Annotated in this window: 12 protein-coding genes; 5 read left to right on the forward strand and 7 right to left on the reverse strand. The window is 63.2% G+C overall.

Going from position 1 to position 16,563, the window contains the following annotated elements; translation table 11 throughout:
* Positions 1-55: 55 nt before the first annotated feature.
* From CFY91_RS10040 to CFY91_RS10050, 3 genes are all read right to left on the reverse strand, one after another.
* Positions 56-1,357: a hypothetical protein gene (locus CFY91_RS10040; protein ID WP_133063682.1), complete on the reverse strand. Its 1,302-nt coding sequence runs from the start codon at positions 1,355-1,357 to the stop codon at positions 56-58.
* Between the two features lie 337 nt (positions 1,358-1,694).
* On the reverse strand, positions 1,695-2,516 hold the full coding sequence (locus tag CFY91_RS10045; RefSeq protein ID WP_093986222.1) for a hypothetical protein: 822 nt from the start codon (positions 2,514-2,516) through the stop codon (positions 1,695-1,697).
* 177 nt (positions 2,517-2,693) lie between these two features.
* Positions 2,694-3,674 carry an IS5 family transposase gene (locus CFY91_RS10050; protein WP_093986223.1) on the reverse strand — a complete coding sequence of 327 codons (981 nt, stop codon included), beginning with the start codon at positions 3,672-3,674 and terminating at the stop codon, positions 2,694-2,696.
* A gap of 617 nt (positions 3,675-4,291) precedes the next feature.
* Between CFY91_RS10050 and CFY91_RS10055 the strand changes: the two genes are divergently transcribed.
* Both CFY91_RS10055 and CFY91_RS10060 read left to right on the forward strand, forming a co-directional pair.
* Entirely contained in the window at positions 4,292-5,383 is a 1,092-nt protein-coding gene (locus CFY91_RS10055; RefSeq protein WP_093986224.1) for an efflux RND transporter periplasmic adaptor subunit, read from the forward strand.
* Positions 5,383-8,451 (forward strand): efflux RND transporter permease subunit, encoded by a 3,069-nt coding sequence (locus CFY91_RS10060; RefSeq protein WP_093986226.1) that lies wholly within the window; start codon positions 5,383-5,385, stop codon positions 8,449-8,451. The genes CFY91_RS10055 and CFY91_RS10060 overlap by 1 nt, the downstream gene beginning before the upstream one ends.
* A 19-nt stretch (positions 8,452-8,470) precedes the next feature.
* On the opposite strand, the gene CFY91_RS16095 is transcribed toward CFY91_RS10060, so the two are convergent.
* The 4 genes from CFY91_RS16095 to CFY91_RS10080 all read right to left on the reverse strand — a co-directional run bounded on the left by CFY91_RS16095 (position 8,471) and on the right by CFY91_RS10080 (position 11,797).
* The gene (locus CFY91_RS16095) at positions 8,471-9,130 is read right to left on the reverse strand and encodes a potassium channel family protein (protein WP_170307371.1); all 660 of its coding nucleotides are present in this window, start codon (positions 9,128-9,130) and stop codon (positions 8,471-8,473) included.
* A gap of 8 nt (positions 9,131-9,138) precedes the next feature.
* A complete protein-coding gene (gene pdxH, locus CFY91_RS10070; protein WP_093986227.1) occupies positions 9,139-9,786 on the reverse strand; it encodes a pyridoxamine 5'-phosphate oxidase in 648 nt (215 codons plus the stop codon).
* A gap of 82 nt (positions 9,787-9,868) precedes the next feature.
* Entirely contained in the window at positions 9,869-10,579 is a 711-nt protein-coding gene (locus CFY91_RS10075; protein WP_093986228.1) for an OmpA family protein, read from the reverse strand.
* A 72-nt stretch (positions 10,580-10,651) separates the two neighbouring features.
* A complete protein-coding gene (locus tag CFY91_RS10080) occupies positions 10,652-11,797 on the reverse strand; it encodes a serine hydrolase domain-containing protein (protein ID WP_093986321.1) in 1,146 nt (381 codons plus the stop codon).
* A gap of 173 nt (positions 11,798-11,970) precedes the next feature.
* On the opposite strand from CFY91_RS10080, the gene mbhE reads away from it, so the two are divergent.
* Genes mbhE through CFY91_RS10095 form a run of 3 tightly spaced genes read left to right on the forward strand, consistent with a single transcriptional unit; the run spans position 11,971 to position 16,561 of the window.
* Entirely contained in the window at positions 11,971-14,682 is a 2,712-nt protein-coding gene (gene mbhE, locus CFY91_RS10085) for a hydrogen gas-evolving membrane-bound hydrogenase subunit E (RefSeq protein ID WP_093986229.1), read from the forward strand.
* Entirely contained in the window at positions 14,679-15,068 is a 390-nt protein-coding gene (locus CFY91_RS10090) for a sodium:proton antiporter (RefSeq protein ID WP_093986230.1), read from the forward strand. The genes mbhE and CFY91_RS10090 overlap by 4 nt, the downstream gene beginning before the upstream one ends.
* A complete protein-coding gene (locus CFY91_RS10095; RefSeq protein WP_093986232.1) occupies positions 15,065-16,561 on the forward strand; it encodes a proton-conducting transporter transmembrane domain-containing protein in 1,497 nt (498 codons plus the stop codon). Before CFY91_RS10090 ends, CFY91_RS10095 begins: the two co-directional genes overlap by 4 nt.
* Positions 16,562-16,563: the final 2 nt, after the last annotated feature.

The raw sequence follows: 16,563 nt of genomic DNA on the forward strand, positions 1-16,563 counted from the left end.
CGGTCGGGGTGGGGGGAGTGGAGAGGTGTCTTTGCTCAGTGCGTACGCCGTTTCATTAACAGTAATCAACGATCGCCCGCACAAAGCTCTCATCGCCACTTTCCGGCAAGCAGGCGATCAAGGGTGTGTCTCCCGCTACAGTCGGAGCGCCCAGCCTCAGTAGACTGCCGGTGCGCAGTCCTTGCCAGGGGTGTGTCAGCACCAGCCAGCGTTCAGACTCGTAACGCAGCGTCAGCAGCAGAGCCTTATGGCCATCTGGCATCAAGGCGCGGCACAAATCGACATAGCCATCGCCGGGCAGGGGCGGGCAAACATTGGCCAATCCTTCGAATTTGTAGGTGGTTCCACCCTTTGCCGCTTCGGCGCGCAAGCGTTTCAGTAGCGATGCCGGCAGCACTGTGCAACGGTTGCCCTCAGCGGGAAACAGCAGCGTCCCGAGAGCAACCGGCTCGTCCCACAGGGCTTGCTGGCTTTCATGGCGGGGTTCCGCCAGCGGATGGCCATCCGGTGATGCATACCCCCATAGCCCGTCTTTTTCAAAAAACCACCTTCCGTCACCATTCCCCGGGTGCAGCCAATGGTCATGGTGCATGAGCCGTCGACCATCCAGCGACAACACGTCACACCCGCCTTCCCGCCGGTTGCCGATCCAGCGATCAACATCCAGGGTGAGGTCCTCATAAACGGGTGGAATCACCTGTTGACCTGTGTGAACGTCGCTCACCGCCCAGGCAACCTTGCCTGCATCGTCTCGCACCAGATAACGAACCAGATGCGGGTGCTCCCAGACCACCTTGGGGGCGTGCGCAATTGGCGGCACCCGCTCCCGGAATTCAAGATCCATCAGACCAAAACCTGTCCGCATATCAGCATCTTCTTCATGCGGGAGCCATTTCAGCAACACCTGTCCGTCAGCGTATGGAAACGCTTCCACCTGCACCGAATAATCCGCAGACAAACGTTGTGACGCGCGTTCACCATCGGGGAGACGCAGCAGATAAACCTCGGCCATCGGCGGTTGCGCGTCGTCATCCCGGCGCTCCAGCGCCAATACCAGTTTTTCAGGATCATGCTCATCCGCCCATACAACCCAGATCAGGCCGTGCGGTCCGAGATCCTGCCAGGGCGTAAGCTGAACGTCGCCATCGTCACGCCAGATAGACCATAGGCGGTCGTCCCCGTCGCGTCCCCAACAGGTCAGTCCGTATTGTTCATTGATGGATTGCCGGGTGTTGAAGAAAGTATCTCGCAAGCGGGCAGCCTGCGTGCTTTCGGGAGATTGATCGTCGATTTTTGTCATATCAGTCAGCGCGGAAATGCCCGTGTTTTTCATGATGCTAAAAAGGGGGCGGGTCAAATCGAAAACCCGATTTAGAAATTTAAACAAAACCGTTCACTAAACAAGGCCTGATTAGAAACCTGCCTCAGCGAGGCTCGCCCCATGAGCTTGTACCCCACTAACCTGGAGTCCTCTTACAGTGGGGTGAGCACCATGGCCTTCAACCAGATTCAGTTCCAGCACGGCATTTCGATTCCTGAGTTTCTTCGCTGTCCAGAGGTGCGTCCAGCCGCCTTTCTGCTCATATCAGTGCCCCCAATCATGGTCAGTGCTCATTTGTGCAGACCTTCCCTAACGCCTTGCTCACCGGAAAATTAGGAGCGCAGCGAGTAATTTTTCCGAGTGCAGCAATTTGTTAGGCATCGTTTTCCAGCATTCTAGACACAATTGAAGATATAAACTCTTGGCCTTTTATAGTTATTTGTTCGGGACTAACAGGTTGCTCACTTTCTATAAGCCCGTACTTAAACATATCTCTACGTACTGGAGGAATTGCTTTCTTTATAAGTAAAAACAGAAGTTCATCAGGACTATATGTAGCTGCTTCATTTAAATTAAAACTCTCAATCTTGCGACGGAAATAACTCTTTAACTGAAAGATTTTCTTGGCTTCAATTTTTGCTTGTTCTTCCCTTAGAAAATTTAACTCTTCATCTTTTCTTTTCAGCTCAGATTCCAGCCTTTGTTTTTCCTCCGGTTCGATCGTTGCAGAGTTCAATATTTTATCTAGGGATTCCTGCCATTTAGCTTGTGCTTCAGCTATTTGCTCTTCATTCTCTTTGCGCTTTGACTCTTCCTCATGATCACTTGAGGACAAGTACCTTTTATCAATCCTATCTCCCAGCTCTTTCTGGCGTGTATTTACATGCTTAATCTGTTCGTCTAACCGGCCAAGAAGCTCTGATGTATCTTTATTGAACTTATTAATATTGTCGTAAAATTGGTTACTAGCGTTTGTTGCAGCAAAATAAAACGCAGCTGCCAAAGCAATTGAGAAAAAAGCCAACAATATAGAAACCAGCTCGGATGGTGAAAGTTTCGTAAAATCCAAGCTCAAGTCACCACTAAAAATACGAATAGCTAAGTATGATGAAACTCCTATGATGGCGATTTCACGAATCAAGCGTATAACATGCCCAAATGTAATATCCTTAATATTCACATTATCTAATTTCATCAATACTTCCTTTTATGCTCTTCTCGCCTAAGGATGGTCTGAAGTAGTCCTGTATTTTCAGTCGACTTCAGCCGTCGCCGATTTTGAAAGCGGCAAACCAATCAAAAACGATCAGATCACCCGCTCATTTCAGTGTTTCTGGCCGCCGCGATAACCTCGCAGCGGCCATTTCCCACATTACAGGCGCACCTCTCCCGCATTCGTCAGCAAATGCCGGCGCACCATCCACAGGTTCGACAGCGCGAACAGTGTCACCAGTTGCGCGGTGTTCTTCGCAAGCCCCCGGAAGCGCGTCTTCACATAACCGAACTGGCGCTTGATCACCCGGAACGGATGCTCGACCTTGGCACGCACCTGGGCCTTGGCTTTCTCGATCTTGCGCTTGGCTTTGTACAGCGCGCTGCGCTTACTCAGCTTCTTGTACGTACTACGACGGGTCGCGATCTGCCAGATCACCTCACGGCCTTCATGTTCCGGGCGCTTCTCTACGCCGGTGTAGCCCGCGTCGGTACCGACCATGTTTTCCTCACCGTGCAGCAGTTTGTCGACCTGGGTAACGTCTGCAACGTTGGCTGCCGTCCCCACCACGCTGTGCACCAGGCCGGACTCGTCATCAACGCCGATATGCGCCTTCATGCCGAAGTAATACTGGTTTCCCTTCTTGGTCTGGTGCATTTCCGGGTCACGCTTGCCGTCCTTATTCTTGGTCGAACTTGGCGCATTGATCAGCGTTGCATCGACGATAGTGCCTTGGCGCAACGACAAACCTCGGTCACCTAGGTAGCCATTGATCACAGCCAGGATGCCGGCAGCCAGTTCGTGTTTCTCCAGCAGGCGGCGGAAGTTGAGGATGGTGGTTTCATCCGGAATGCGCTCCAGGCTCAGTCCGGCAAACTGGCGCAGGATGGTGGTCTCGTACAGCGCTTCCTCCATCGCAGGGTCGCTGTAGCCAAACCAGTTCTGCATCAGATGTATGCGCAGCATCGCCATCAACGGGTACGCCGGACGACCACCCTCGCCTTTGGGGTAGTGCGGGTCGATCAGAGCGACCAAACCTTTCCACGGCACTACCTGATCCATCTCGATCAGGAACAGCTCTTTGCGGGTCTGTTTGCGCTTGCCGGCGTACTCGGCGTCGGCGAAGGTCATCTGCTTCATCGGAAAACTCGGCGGGTGGAGTCCAGACATTTTGCCAAAATCAGGAAGTCTTCTTCAGAGTTTCCCTAACAGTGATTAGATGGTGTTCTTTACTAACGCGATAGTAGCGACTTCCTCATAAGTCCGCATTCGCTCACCCTGCAAAATCAAAAAATCCCTAACAATCAATGCATTACCTCGCACGCTTGGCGCCATGCCGTATTCGGGCGACTTCTTCTTTTTGTGCAAGCATTACCACTGTACGGATACTCAGCACTCGTCAGCAGGCCAGCACAGGCAAGGCGATTGCCCAGACGGTGCGGCGCGCTACGCAGCGGTGGTGGAGGTAATTGGGCCTGATGGCTGGGAATGGGCATGCACGTCCTTTTGCGCAGGTGGGCAGCAAGGCCCGCTAGGTTGGGACGTTAATTTCTCGGCCGGCAAAGCACAAGCCGGGCCGGCCCGCCCAGTGCTGCGGCATGGGCGCGCAGGGTGCAAGGCCAGGCGCAGTCGCGGGCCTTGGCGGGAATGGCTTGGCGCTGTGCGCACGGATGACTGGCTGAGCGCGCGGCGATCAGCCATGCTTTGCCAGCCTGTGTGGCACAGGCCACTGTTTCCTTGCGCTCTCAGGAGAGACCATGTCCAGTCCCACCCGCCTTGCCGTCCTTGTGCTTCCCCTGTTATTGGCTGCCTGTGGCAATGAGCAACCGCCTGCCGCTGTCGAGGTGGTGCGCCCGGTCAAGCTGATCAGCGTGGCGGATTTCGGCGGTAGCCTGGTTCGTGAGTTTCCTGCGCGTATCCAGGCCAGCCAGGAGGCGGAGTTGTCGTTCCGCGTGTCCGGCGAGTTGCAGGCCCTGCCGGTACGCCCCGGCCAGCAGGTCAAGCAGGGTGAGCTGGTGGCGCGTCTCGATCCGGCCGACTTCAACCTGCGCGTCAAGGATCGCCAGGCCAGTTATGACCTGGCCCAGGCACAGTTCCAGCGCATGGCCAAGCTGGTGGAGCGCCAGCTGGTCTCACGCGCCGAGTATGACCAGAAGAAGGCCCAACTGGGCTCGGCTGAGGCAGCGCTCAAGCTGGCCCGCCAGGAGCTGGACTACACCCAGCTGCGCGCGCCCTTCGACGGGGTGATTGCCGCCACCTACCTGGATAACTTCCAGGTGGTGCAGGCTAATCAAGTGGTGGCGCGTATCCAGGCGGGCAAGCGCCTGGATGCCAGTTTCCAGATTCCGGAAAACCTGCTCACCGGGGTGAGTCGCGGCGCGCGCGACTATCGCCCGCAGGTACGCCTGGAGGGGGCCGACGGCAAGCTGATCGAGGCCCAGTTCAAGGAGTTTTCCACCGTGCCGGATGCCAAGACGCTGTCCTATCAGGTGAGTGTCAGCTTCGACACGCCCAGCGGCTTTACCGCCCTGCCCGGCATGAGCGCTACGGTGATCGTGGATTTCGCCGAGCTGTACGAGCGCCGCGAGGTGCCGTTGCTGATTCCTGTCGAGGCGGTTTTCAGCCCCGACAATAGCGCGCCGGACAGCCAGGTGGTGTGGGTGGCGGCAGCCGATGCCGAGGGTGTGCTGCGGGTTCGCCAGCGGCCGGTGAAGGTCGGGCAGATCAGTGGCGACGGCATCCAGGTGCTCGAAGGCCTGCAGGCCGGGGAACAGGTGGTCGCCGCTGGCGGGCGCGAGCTCAGCGAGGGTGCGGCGGTCAAGCCCTGGGTTCGTGAGCGGGGGCTGTAATGGACAATCTGGCCGGTTATTTCATCCAGCGGCGCGTCACCAGTTGGCTGGTCACCCTGTTGTTGGGCCTGGGCGGGCTAATTGCCTTTGTTGAGCTGGGCCGCCTGGAGGACCCTGCCTTTACCCTGAAGACGGCGATTATCACCGTACAGTACCCCGGTGCCTCGCCTCAGCAGGTCGAGGAGGAAGTCACCTATCCGCTGGAGAATGCCATCCAGCAACTGCCCTATATCGACAAGATCCGTTCGATTTCCAGCAACGGGCTGACCCAGATTACCGTGGATGTGCAGAACCACTATGGGCCGGACGACCTGCCGCAGATCTGGGACGAGCTGCGTCGCAAGGTCAATGACCTGGCGCCACGCCTGCCGCCGGGCGTGCAGACGCCGGTGGTCAACGACGACTTCGGCGATGTGTTCGGGATCTGGCTGAACATCAGCGGCGCCGGCTACAGCTACCAGGAGCTGCGCGACTTAGCCGACCTGCTGCGGCGCGAGCTGGTACTGGTGGAAGGCATCGGCAAGGTCAGTCTCAACGGCACCTTGCAGGAAGAGGTGCAGATCGAGATTTCCCGCAGCAAGCTGACTGCCCTGGGGCTACCGCCCGAGCAGGTATTCGGCATCCTGCAGAAGCAGAACGTGGTTTCCAATGCCGGGAGCATCCGTGCCGGCAGCGAATACATCCGCCTGCACCCTACCGGCGAGTTTCAAGACGTGGCCGAACTGGAGCGCCTGCTGATCAGCGAGCCGGGGGCCACCCAGCTGATCTACCTGGGGGATATCGCCCAGGTACGCCGCGGCTACGCCGAAGTGCCGAACAATCTCTACCGCTACAACGGCGAGCGCGCCCTGGCGCTGGGTGTGGCCTTCGCACCAAAGGTCAACGTGGTCAACGCCGGGCAGGCGGTGATGCAGCGCCTGGCCGAGCTGGATGCCCTGCGCCCGGCGGGCATGCACATCGATACTTTCTATAACCAGGCCGTGGAAGTGGACAGTTCGGTGCGCAGCTTCGTGCTCAACTTCATTGCCTCGGTGGTGATCGTGGTGGGCATCCTGCTGATCTTCATGGGCGCGCGTAGCGGCCTGCTGATTGGCCTGGTGCTGGCGCTGACGGTGCTGGGCAGCTTCATCTTCATGAAGCTGTGGGGCATCGAGTTGCAGCGCATCTCCCTGGGCGCGCTGGTGATCGCCCTGGGGATGCTGGTGGATAACGCCATCGTGGTCGTCGAGGGCGTGCTGGTTGGCCTGCAACGTGGGCAAAGCCGGCTGCAGGCCGCCAATGCCATCGTGCGCCAGACCGCCCTGCCGCTGCTCGGCGCCACGGTGATCGCGGTGCTGGCGTTCGCCCCCATCGGCCTGTCCAGCGACTCCACGGGGGAATACTGTTACTCGCTGTTCCAGGTGTTGCTGATTTCGCTGATGCTCAGCTGGGTCACCGCAATCACCATCACGCCGTTCTTCTGCTCGCTGCTGTTCAAGGAGCAAATAGCCGAAGGCAGCGCGCCGCACAGCGACCCCTACCAGGGGTTGATGTTCGTGCTTTACCGGCGGCTGCTGGAGCTGTGCATGCGCTACCGCCTGCTCACCCTGGCACTGCTCGCCGGGCTGCTGCTTGCCGCGCTGCTGGGGTTCAGCCAGGTGCGCCAGAGCTTCTTCCCGCCCTCCAACACCCCGATGTTCTTCATCGACCTGTGGTTGCCGCAGGGCAGCGATATCCGCGCCACCGAGCAGGCGGTGATCGAGGCGGAGCAGGTGCTGCTCGCCGACCCGCGCATTGATCGTGCGGTGAGCACCATCGGCCGCGGGGCGATGCGCTTCATCCTGACCTACGACCCGGAGAAGAGCTACGCCAACTACGCACAGATCCTGGTACGCAGCCACAACCAGGCGGATATCCTGCCGCTGATCGAACAGCTCGACGGGCAACTGGGCAGCGCCCTGCCCAATGTACGCCTGAAGTTTCGCCAGCTGATGCTCGGCCCAGGGGGTGGCGCGAAGATCGAAGTGCGCTTCAGTGGTGCCGACCCCGACGTGCTGCGCCAGCTCGGCTACCAGGCCGAGCAGATTCTGCGCGGCGACCCGGTGGCCAGCGGTGTAGTGCATGACTGGCGCAACCGCACCAAGGTGATCCGCCCGCAACTGGACGAGGCGCAGGCACGCGCCACCGGCATCAACAAGGACGACCTCGACCAGACGCTGCTGAGCAATTTCTCCGGCATGCAGGTGGGCCTGTACCGCGATGGCACGCGGATGCTGCCGATCATCGCCCGACCGCCCGCCGAAGAGCGCCTGGACGCCAGCCAGATCAACAACCTGCAACTGTGGAGCCCGGCGCTGCGCGCCTATATCCCGGTGGGCCAGGTGGTCACGCGCTTCGAGACGGAATGGGAAAACCCACTGGTGGTGCGGCGCAACCGGCACCGTACGCTGACCGTGATGGCTGACCCGAGCATCGTCAGTGGCGAGACCGCGCCGCAGATGATGGCGCGCGTGCAGGCGCCGATCGAAGCCATTGCCCTGCCCCCTGGCTACCGCATGGAATGGGGCGGCGAGAAGGAAAATTCGAGCAATGCACAGGGCGCGGTATTCGGCGCGCTGCCGCTGGGTTTCCTGTTGATGTTCATCATCACTGTGCTGTTGTTCGACTCGTTCAAGCAGGCCAGCGTGATCTGGCTGACCGTGCCACTGGCGCTGATCGGCGTGACCGCCGGCTTCCTGCTGACCGGTATTCCCTTCGGCTTCATGGCCCTGCTCGGCCTGCTCAGCCTGTCCGGGATGCTGATCAAGAATGGCATCGTGCTGGTTGACGAGATCAACCTGCAGCTGGGCAGCGGCAAGGAGCCCTATGCCTGTGTGGTGGATGCGGCGATCAGCCGGGTACGCCCGGTGGCGATGGCGGCGCTGACCACCATCCTCGGCATGGCGCCGCTGCTTACCGACGGCTTCTTCCAGAGCATGGCCGTGGTGATCATGTTCGGCCTGGCGGCAGCCACCTTGCTGACCCTGGTGATCGTGCCGGTACTCTACACGCTGCTGTTCGGCATCCGCCCGCAGCCGGCGCCGCGCTGAGCCCAGGCGAGCCGGCCGGTCAGGCGCTGTCGTCGCGGTCGTTGATCAGCATCAGGCTGCGCGCCACGGCGATGGCGATGAACATGACCCCGGCCACCGCCTCGCTGACCGACAGCAGGCGCGCGGCGGGGGCCAGGGCATGGATGTCGCCATAGCCGAGGGTGGTCAGGGTCACCAGGCTGTAATAGACGAAGTCATTGATCTGCAACGGCCCATGCAGGCTGCGAAAGGCGTCCGGTTGCAGGCTGTTGATCAACTGATAGGCCATGGCATAGGCCAGCGCCAGCAACAGGTAGAGCGCCAGCAGGCCATAGATCAGCTCGCCGGTGACCGGGCGCTCATGGATGACCCGGTTGAACAGCGAGGCCACCATGGCCAGGTAGAAGACCATCATGCCCACCCCCTGACCGAACAGCGGGTGCCATTGCAGTACCCGTTCCAGGACCAACAGGGCCAGGCTGGCCAGCCCCAGCAAGCCGATCAGCCCGCGCAGGGTGCGCTTGTGACGCAGGGTATTCAGGCTGGCCAGGAGAACCAGCAACAAGCTGCCCCAGGCCAGCCACAGGGCCGGTTTGGGCCAGCCCAGCACCGCCGTCAGCAGTACGCTGGCAGCGAACAGCAGGCGCAGGCGATAGCGCAACAGCAGAGCGTTGAGCCACTGTGCGCCAGCCTGCAGCACGGTCTGTCTCAGGGGGCCAGGCGTTCGCGCAACCACTGCCCGTCGTTCAGGCGGTAGTTGAGACGGTCATGCAGGCGACTCGGCCGACCCTGCCAGAACTCCAGGCGATCGGGGAGCAGGCGATAGCCGCCCCAGTGCGGCGGACAGGGCGGTTCCTGGCCGGCAAAGCGTGCTTCGGTGACCGCCACCAGCTGCTGCAGGGCGCTGCGGTCGGCCACTACCCGGCTTTGCGGCGAGGCCCAGGCACCCAGGCGGCTACCCAGCGGGCGCTGTTGGTAGTAGGCCGCCGACTCTTCGCTGCTGAGCCGCTCGACCCGTCCTTCGATACGCACCTGACGCTCCAGGCCCGGCCAGAAGAAGGTCATCGCGGCAAAGGGGCGAGCCGCCAGCTGTTCGCCTTTGGCGCTCTCATAGTTGCCAAAGAAGGTGAAACCCTGCTCGTCGAGCCCCTTGAGCAGCAGCACGCGGCAATGCGGGCGACCGTCAGCATCCACCGTAGCCAGGGTCATGGCATTCGCCTCGACCGGCGGCTGCTCGGTTTCCACGGCCTGGCTGAGCCACTGGCGGAACAGTTTGAAGGGGTCCAGCGGTGCCTGCGATTCGCACAGGCCGTCGCGAGTGTAGTCACGGCGCATGTCACTGAGGGATTGTTGCATCGGGAAGTTCTCCTGTTACTGCGCTGACCATAGCGGCAATTTCACGACGCCCATTGACCGGCGACAAGGCCGCGGCAATCACTCAGGGCTGGCTGGTGGTTTTGCTCTTGGCCTTGGCCTTGGCCTTGCTAGCGCTCTTGGCCGGCAGATCGGCGCTGGCCAGTTGCGGGGCAGCCGGCTGCGGCTGGCTGAAGTAGGCCAGGCGCTCTTCCAGGGTGTGCCGCGGCGTCACGATCATGTCCACGCGGCGGTTGAGCTTGCGCCCGGCCAGGCTGTCGTTGGCGGCACGCGGCATCAGCGAGCCCAGGCCTTTCAAGGACAGGCGGTCACGCTGGAAGCCGGTCAGGCGGAAGATCGAGGCCACGGCCTGGGCCCGCTGGCCACTCAGTTCGTCGTTGTGCTTGGCATTGCCGCTGCTGTCGGCATGGCCAAGGATCAGCACGGCAGCCTCGGGGTCCTTTTCCAGCTCCTTGGCCAGGCGGGTCAGCGGCGCCAGGCTGGCTGGCACCAGCATATGCGGGCGGTCCGGGTTGAAGGTGCTGTCGGCCGGCGCGGTGACGATCAGTACATGGGCTTCACGGCGCACCTCGAATGCGCTGTCCTGGACGGCGGCTTGCAGGCGCGGCTGGTGCTCGTCGAGCCAGCGTTGCAGGCGGGCCTGCTCGGCCTCCTGCTGGCTGTGCAAGTCGGTGGCCGGGGCCTTGCGCTTGGCCGTGGGGGCCTGGGCTTTTTCCGTGGCACAACCCGCCAGGGTGACGCTGGCCAGCAGCAGGACAAGCAGGGAATGACGCATGGGGGTGACGCTCCGCAAGGCAAGGAATGAGCGCATTCTAGAAGGATGCGCGACGCAGGGCGAGAGGCCGTGTCACAGGCATGCGCCGAGTACCCGGGCCAGTTGCTGGGCGCGCGGGTCCATCAGCACGTAGGGGCCCAGTGTGTTGGTGACAAAAGCGAAGCTCAGGCCGCGCTGCGGATCGGCAAAGCCCACCGAACCGCCCGCCCCCGGATGCCCGAAGGCCTGGCTGCCCAGCCCATAGGTGGCATTGGCCAGCGCCGGTTGGTCGAGCATGCAACCCAGGCCAAAGCGCGTGGGCGTGAGCAGGGTGCGGTCTGCGTCGCAGGCGTGCTCGCGGGTCATTTCGTTGAGCAGCTCGGCGCACAGCAACTGGCCGTCCAGCAGTGCGTGGTAGAACCCGGCCAGCGAGCGGGCATTGCCATGGCCGTTGGCCGCCGGTTGCTGCATGCGCCGCCACTCGTCGCGGTTGGTACTGGTAAGGATCGACGGCGGGTTGCAGAAGGCCCGCGTGGTCATTGCCTGTGGCTGGCTCATCATGCACTGCAACAGACGTTGCGCGGCGGCATCACCCAGGTCGCCCTTGCCACGGGCGATGTGCGCCACCCGGTGAAACTCGCTGTCGGCCAGGCCGACGTGGAAATCCAGGCCGAGCGGCTGGCAGATACGCGCGGCGATCAGCTCGCCCGGGGGCTGTCCGGTCACCCGGCGCAGCAGTTCGCCAACCAGCCAGCCGTAGGTGATCGGCGCGTAGCCATGGCCGTCGCCGGGCGTCCACCAGGGCTGCTCGGCGGCTAGCGCGGCACACATCTGCGCCCAGTCGTAGAGTGCCTCGGCCGGCAGGTTGGCACGAATCGCCGGCAGGCCGGCCTGGTGGCAGAGCAGTTGGCGCACGCTGATCTGTGCCTTGCCGGCGGCAGCAAACTCCGGCCAGTAGCGCGCCACTGGCGCATCCAGCTCCAGCTTGCCTTCACCGACCAGTTGCAACACCACCACGGCGGCAAACGGTTTGGTGCAGGAGAACAGGTTAAGCAGCGTGTCGCTGTGCCAGGCCTGCTGTCCGTCGCGGTCGGCCACGCCGCCCCACAGGTCGACCACCGTTTCGCCCTCAACCTGCACGCACAACGCCGCGCCACGTTGCTGGGGGTTGTCGAACAGCGCGGCAAAAGCGTCGCGCAATGTTTCAAAACGCAGATCGAAATAACCCTGAACGTGCACGCGGCAACTCCCCGGCTGGTCGGCAAAGCCGCCATGGTGCCGCGCCGTTGCCGGCTTGTACACCGCCTGGCGGCAAGCCGCCGTGCAACATTCGTACATGCCTTGGCAGCTGACAAGCACGGCTTTTTTTGTTGAGTTTTAAAAACACCCTGACCTGGAAAACACCCCTGACGATGCTGCAAGCACTGTTGCTGTTACTGCTCGCCGCCCTGCTGGCACCGGCGCTGACCCGCCTGCTGCCCCGGCACGCCGGGGCGTGCCTGGCGCTGCTGCCGCTGGGCATTTTCCTTTGGCTGCTGAGCCACATGGGCAGCATTGCCGACGGTCAGGTCCTCGAGCAGCGGGTGAGCTGGATAGCGGCGCTACAGATTGCCGTGCACCTGCGTCTGGACGGCCTGAGCCTGCTGTTCGGCCTGCTGATCAGCGGTATCGGCAGCCTGATCGTGCTGTATGCCGCCGGCTACCTGGAGCAGCACCGCCAGCTGGGACGCTTCTATGCCTATCTGCTGCTGTTCATGCTGGCCATGCTCGGCCTGGTGCTGGCCGATGACCTGATCCTGCTGTTCGTGTTCTGGGAACTGACCAGCGTTGCTTCCTTCCTGCTCATCGGCTTCCAGCATGACAAGCCTGAGGCGCGCCGCGCCGCTTTGCAGGCGCTGCTGATTACCGGCGGTGGCGGCCTGGCGTTACTGGCCGGCCTGCTCCTGCTCGGCGGCGTGGCGCAGACCTGGCAGATCTCCAGCCTCGACGCAGCCCAGGTGCAGGGCCATGCGCTGTTCCCGGCCATCATGCTGCTGGTGCTGCTGGGCTGCTTCAGTAAATCCGCACAACTGCCCTTCCATCTCTGGCTGCCCAATGCGATGAATGCGCCGACTCCGGTGTCGGCCTTCCTGCACTCGGCCACCATGGTCAAGGCCGGGGTCTTCCTGCTCGCCCGGCTCAACCCCAGCCTGGGCGGCTCGCTGGGCTGGAGCAGCCTGCTGATTGCCTTCGGCGCTGCCACGGCGCTGCTCGGCGCCTTGCTGGCGATTCGCCAGACCGACCTGAAACGTCTGCTGGCGTACACCACGGTGGCGGTGCTCGGCCAGTTGACCATGCTGATCGGCAGCAATACGCCTTATGGCCTGCAGGCGTTCGTCCTTTATCTGGTTGCCCACTCGCTGTACAAGGCGGCCCTGTTCATGGCGGTGGGCGCCATCGACCATGCCACCGGCACCCGTGAATATCCGCGGCTGGGCGGCCTGTGGCGGTTCATGCCACTGACCGGCTGCGCGGTGGCCCTGGCGGCGTTCTCGAATGCCGGGTTGCCACCGTTCTTCGGCTTCATCGCCAAGGAGTTCAAGTACAGCGGGCTGCTCGAACTGGGCCTGGTCGGCGGGCTGATCACCACGGTGATGATCCTCACCAACGCCCTGCTGTTCGCCGCTGCCGGGCTGGTCTTCGTCAAGAGCTTCCTCGGCCCGCCGGGTGCCTATCCGCGCCAGCCCCACGAAGTCAGCCTGCCACTCTGGCTCGGCCCGCTGTTGCTGGCGCTCGGTGGTTTCCTGCTCGGTGCGTGGAACAGCTGGCCGGAAACCTGGCTGGTCAACACCGCGGTACAGAACATTGCCAGCGGCCCGGTGGATGTCAGCCTGTACCTGTGGGGCGGTTTCACCCCGGCCTTGCTCGCCAGCCTGCTGACCATCAGCCTGGGGCTGGCCTTCTACCTGCGCCGCGATCTGCTGCTCAAGCTGCTCGGGCGTCTGCAGTGGTTCTGGCAATTCAGTGGCGACCTGCTCTGGGACCGCCTGCTGAAACGCGTCTTCGCCGTGGCCGCGCTCACCGCCAGCGCCTTCCAGCATGGCTCGCTCCGCCAGCATCTGGCCCTGCTGGCGCTGTGCATCAGCCTGTTGCTGGGCATCGGGATCACTTGGCTGGGCTGGCCACTGGCGCCATTCGACCTGCACCAGGCCAGCCTGCCGGCACTGCTGGCCGCCAGCCTGAGCCTGCTTGGCGCGCTGGGCGCGGCCTGGTTGCCGGGTCGTCTGAGCCTGGTGGCGGCCCTCGGCCTGAGCGGGCTGGGCCTGACGCTGCTGTTCTTCCTGATGCAGGCGCCGGACGTGGCGATGACCATGCTCATGGTGGAAAGCCTCGGCGTGGTGCTGCTGGCCCTGATCTACCGGCGCATGCCCCGCGTGGCGCCACAGGGCCGCGGCCTAGCCTGGCCACGCGCCCTGCTGGCCGGCCTGTTTGGCCTGAGCATCGGCCTGGCCTTGCTGGTCAGCAGCGCCGCGCCGCTGCCCGGCGACCTGGCACAGTGGTATCTGGCCAACAGCTACGGCCAGGGCCACGGTGCCAATGTGGTCAATGTGATTCTGGTGGACTTCCGCGCCTTCGACACCCTGGGGGAAATCGTCGTGGTGGCGCTGGCCATGCTGGCCGCTGCCAGCCTGCTCGGGCGTACCCCGGCCAAGCTCGGCACGGGTGATCCGGTGTTTGCCTCCAGCCTGTTGCTGGAAGGCCTCAAACCCCTGGTCTGGCTGCTCCTCGGTGCCTCGTTGCTGCTCCTCTGGCGCGGCCACAACCTGCCCGGCGGCGGGTTTATCGGCGGCCTGACGGCGGCGGCCGGCTGTGTGCTGCTGGTGCTGATGCACGGCCCGGCAAGCGCCGAACGCCTGCTTCGCCTGCGCCCACGCACGTTGATGGGGATTGGCCTGGCGGTGGCCCTGCTGGCCGCCAGCCTGGGCCTGCTCGGCGGCGGCGCGTTCTTCCAGGCGCACTGGCTGTGGCTCGGCGAACTACCGCTGGGTACGCCCCTACTGTTCGACCTGGGCGTGTACCTGTGTGTATTCGGCGCCAGCCTGCACCTGTTTCAGCGCCTGACTGCCGAGGAGCATGCCGCATGATCTGGCTCACCGCACTGACCGTCGCCGGGCTGGCCGCACTGGGCCTGTGGATGCTCCTCGACCGCAATCTCAAGCGCGTGGTGCTGGGCATCGCGGTGCTGGGCAATGCCATCAACCTGGCGGTGTTCGCCGCCGGCCGCCTGGGCGCCGAACAGGCCGCCTTCACCCCGGCCGGCCAGGTGCCGCTGGCCGCCGCCAATCCGCTGCCGCAGGCGCTGGTGTTGACCGCCATCGTCATCGGCTTTGCCCTGTTCGCCTTTGCCCTGGCGCTGCTCAAGCGCAGCCGTGACTTGCACGGCGACCGGGAAACCGACCACGTCAGCGCCGTCACCGAGGAACCCGCCCCGGATCTGCGCCAGGGCCCGGACCGGGAGGGCCAGGCATGAAGGCGCTACTGCTGATCAGCCCTGTGCTGTTGCCGCTGCTGACCCTGGTGGCGTGCATCCTGCTGCGTCGCCAGGGCGCCTGGGTGATCCGCGCCAGCCTGCTGGGCAGTGTGCTGCTGCTCGGCTGCGCCGGGGTGCTGCTCTGGCAGGCCGCGCAGGGCCAGGTGCTCAGTGCGCAGATGGGCGGCTGGCAGGCGCCGTACGGCATCAGCCTGGTGATCGACCGGCTGGCCGCTGCACTGATCGCCATCAGCGCGCTGATCGGCCTGGCCACCCTGCTCTACGGCCTCACCCACCACGGCCACGGGCGCCTGGAGCGGCATTTCCACCTGTTCGTGCATGGCCTGATGGCGGGCATCTGCGGTGCCTTCATCACCGCCGACCTGTTCAACCTATATGTGTGGTTCGAGGTACTGCTGATCGCCTCGTTTGCCCTTATTTCGCTGGGTGGCGGCCCACGCCGGCTGGCCGGCAGCCTGACTTACGTGGCGCTCAACCTGCTGGCCACCCTGGTCTTCTTGCTGGCCGCCGGCCTGCTGTATGGCAGCGCCGGCACGCTCAACATGGGTGAACTGGCCGTGCAGTTCCGCAGCGGCCAGGCCAGCGCCGGCGCCGAACTGGCGGTGCTGCTGATGCTCCTGGCGTTTGCCATCAAGGCCGCGCTGTTCCCGGTATTCGGCTGGTTGCCGGCCACCTACCACGTGGCCTGGACGCCGATCTCCGCGCTGTTCGCCGGCTTGCTCACCAAGGTTGGCGTGTACGCGCTGATCCGTCTGGTCACCCTGCTCTGGCCGGAACCTGGCGCGCTGCACCAGGTGCTGCTGTGGCTGGCCTGCGCCAGCATGCTGGTCGGCGTGCTGGGTGCCGCGGCACAAACCGAGGTGCGGCGCATCCTGTCCTTCCATGTGGTCAGCCAGGTCGGCTACATGGTCCTCGGCCTGGCCCTGGCCAGCCCGCTGGCGCTGGCCGGCGCGGTGTTCTACCTGATCCATCACATCGTGGTGAAAGCCAACCTGTTCTTCATCGGCGGCCTGGCTGCCCTGTTGTGTGGTTCCGAGCGACTGGCTGCGATGGGCGGGCTGTATGCCCGCGCCCCCTGGCTGGCCCTGCTGTTTGCCATCCCGGCCCTATCCCTGGCGGGTATTCCGCCACTGTCTGGCTTCTGGGCGAAGTTCCTGCTGGTCAAGGCCAGCCTCGACCTCGCCGCCTGGACAGCCGCTGCCGTGGCCCTGCTCACCGGTGTGTTCACCCTGCTGTCGATGAGCAAGATCTGGAACGAAGCTTTCCTCAAGCCGCACCCGGAAGGCGAGGCAGCGCTGGGCAACAGCGCCGGCCTGCGCCTGGCGCTGGCCTGCATTGCCGTGCTGGCCGGCCTGACCCTGCTGATCGGCCTGGCCGCCGGGCCGGTACTCGACTACGCACAGGCCAGCGCCAGCCAACTGCTCAGCGGCGAAGCCCACCTGGCGCTGCTCGCGCCACCTGCGGGAGACTGAAG

This window comes from Pseudomonas fluvialis (genome assembly GCF_002234375.1).
Classification (GTDB): Bacteria; Pseudomonadota; Gammaproteobacteria; order Pseudomonadales; family Pseudomonadaceae; genus Aquipseudomonas; species Aquipseudomonas fluvialis.

Excerpts from the sequence above, each read along its gene's own strand:
- CFY91_RS10045 (WP_093986222.1), bottom strand. The coding sequence starts at position 2,516 with ATGAAATTAGATAATGTGAATATTAAGGATATTACATTTGGGCATGTT.
- CFY91_RS10050 (WP_093986223.1), bottom strand. The coding sequence starts at position 3,674 with ATGAAGCAGATGACCTTCGCCGACGCCGAGTACGCCGGCAAGCGCAAA.
- CFY91_RS10055 (WP_093986224.1), top strand. The coding sequence starts at position 4,292 with ATGTCCAGTCCCACCCGCCTTGCCGTCCTTGTGCTTCCCCTGTTATTG.
- CFY91_RS10060 (WP_093986226.1), top strand. The coding sequence starts at position 5,383 with ATGGACAATCTGGCCGGTTATTTCATCCAGCGGCGCGTCACCAGTTGG.
- pdxH (WP_093986227.1), bottom strand. The coding sequence starts at position 9,786 with ATGCAACAATCCCTCAGTGACATGCGCCGTGACTACACTCGCGACGGC.
- CFY91_RS10075 (WP_093986228.1), bottom strand. The coding sequence starts at position 10,579 with ATGCGTCATTCCCTGCTTGTCCTGCTGCTGGCCAGCGTCACCCTGGCG.
- mbhE (WP_093986229.1), top strand. The coding sequence starts at position 11,971 with ATGCTGCAAGCACTGTTGCTGTTACTGCTCGCCGCCCTGCTGGCACCG.
- CFY91_RS10090 (WP_093986230.1), top strand. The coding sequence starts at position 14,679 with ATGATCTGGCTCACCGCACTGACCGTCGCCGGGCTGGCCGCACTGGGC.
- CFY91_RS10095 (WP_093986232.1), top strand. The coding sequence starts at position 15,065 with ATGAAGGCGCTACTGCTGATCAGCCCTGTGCTGTTGCCGCTGCTGACC.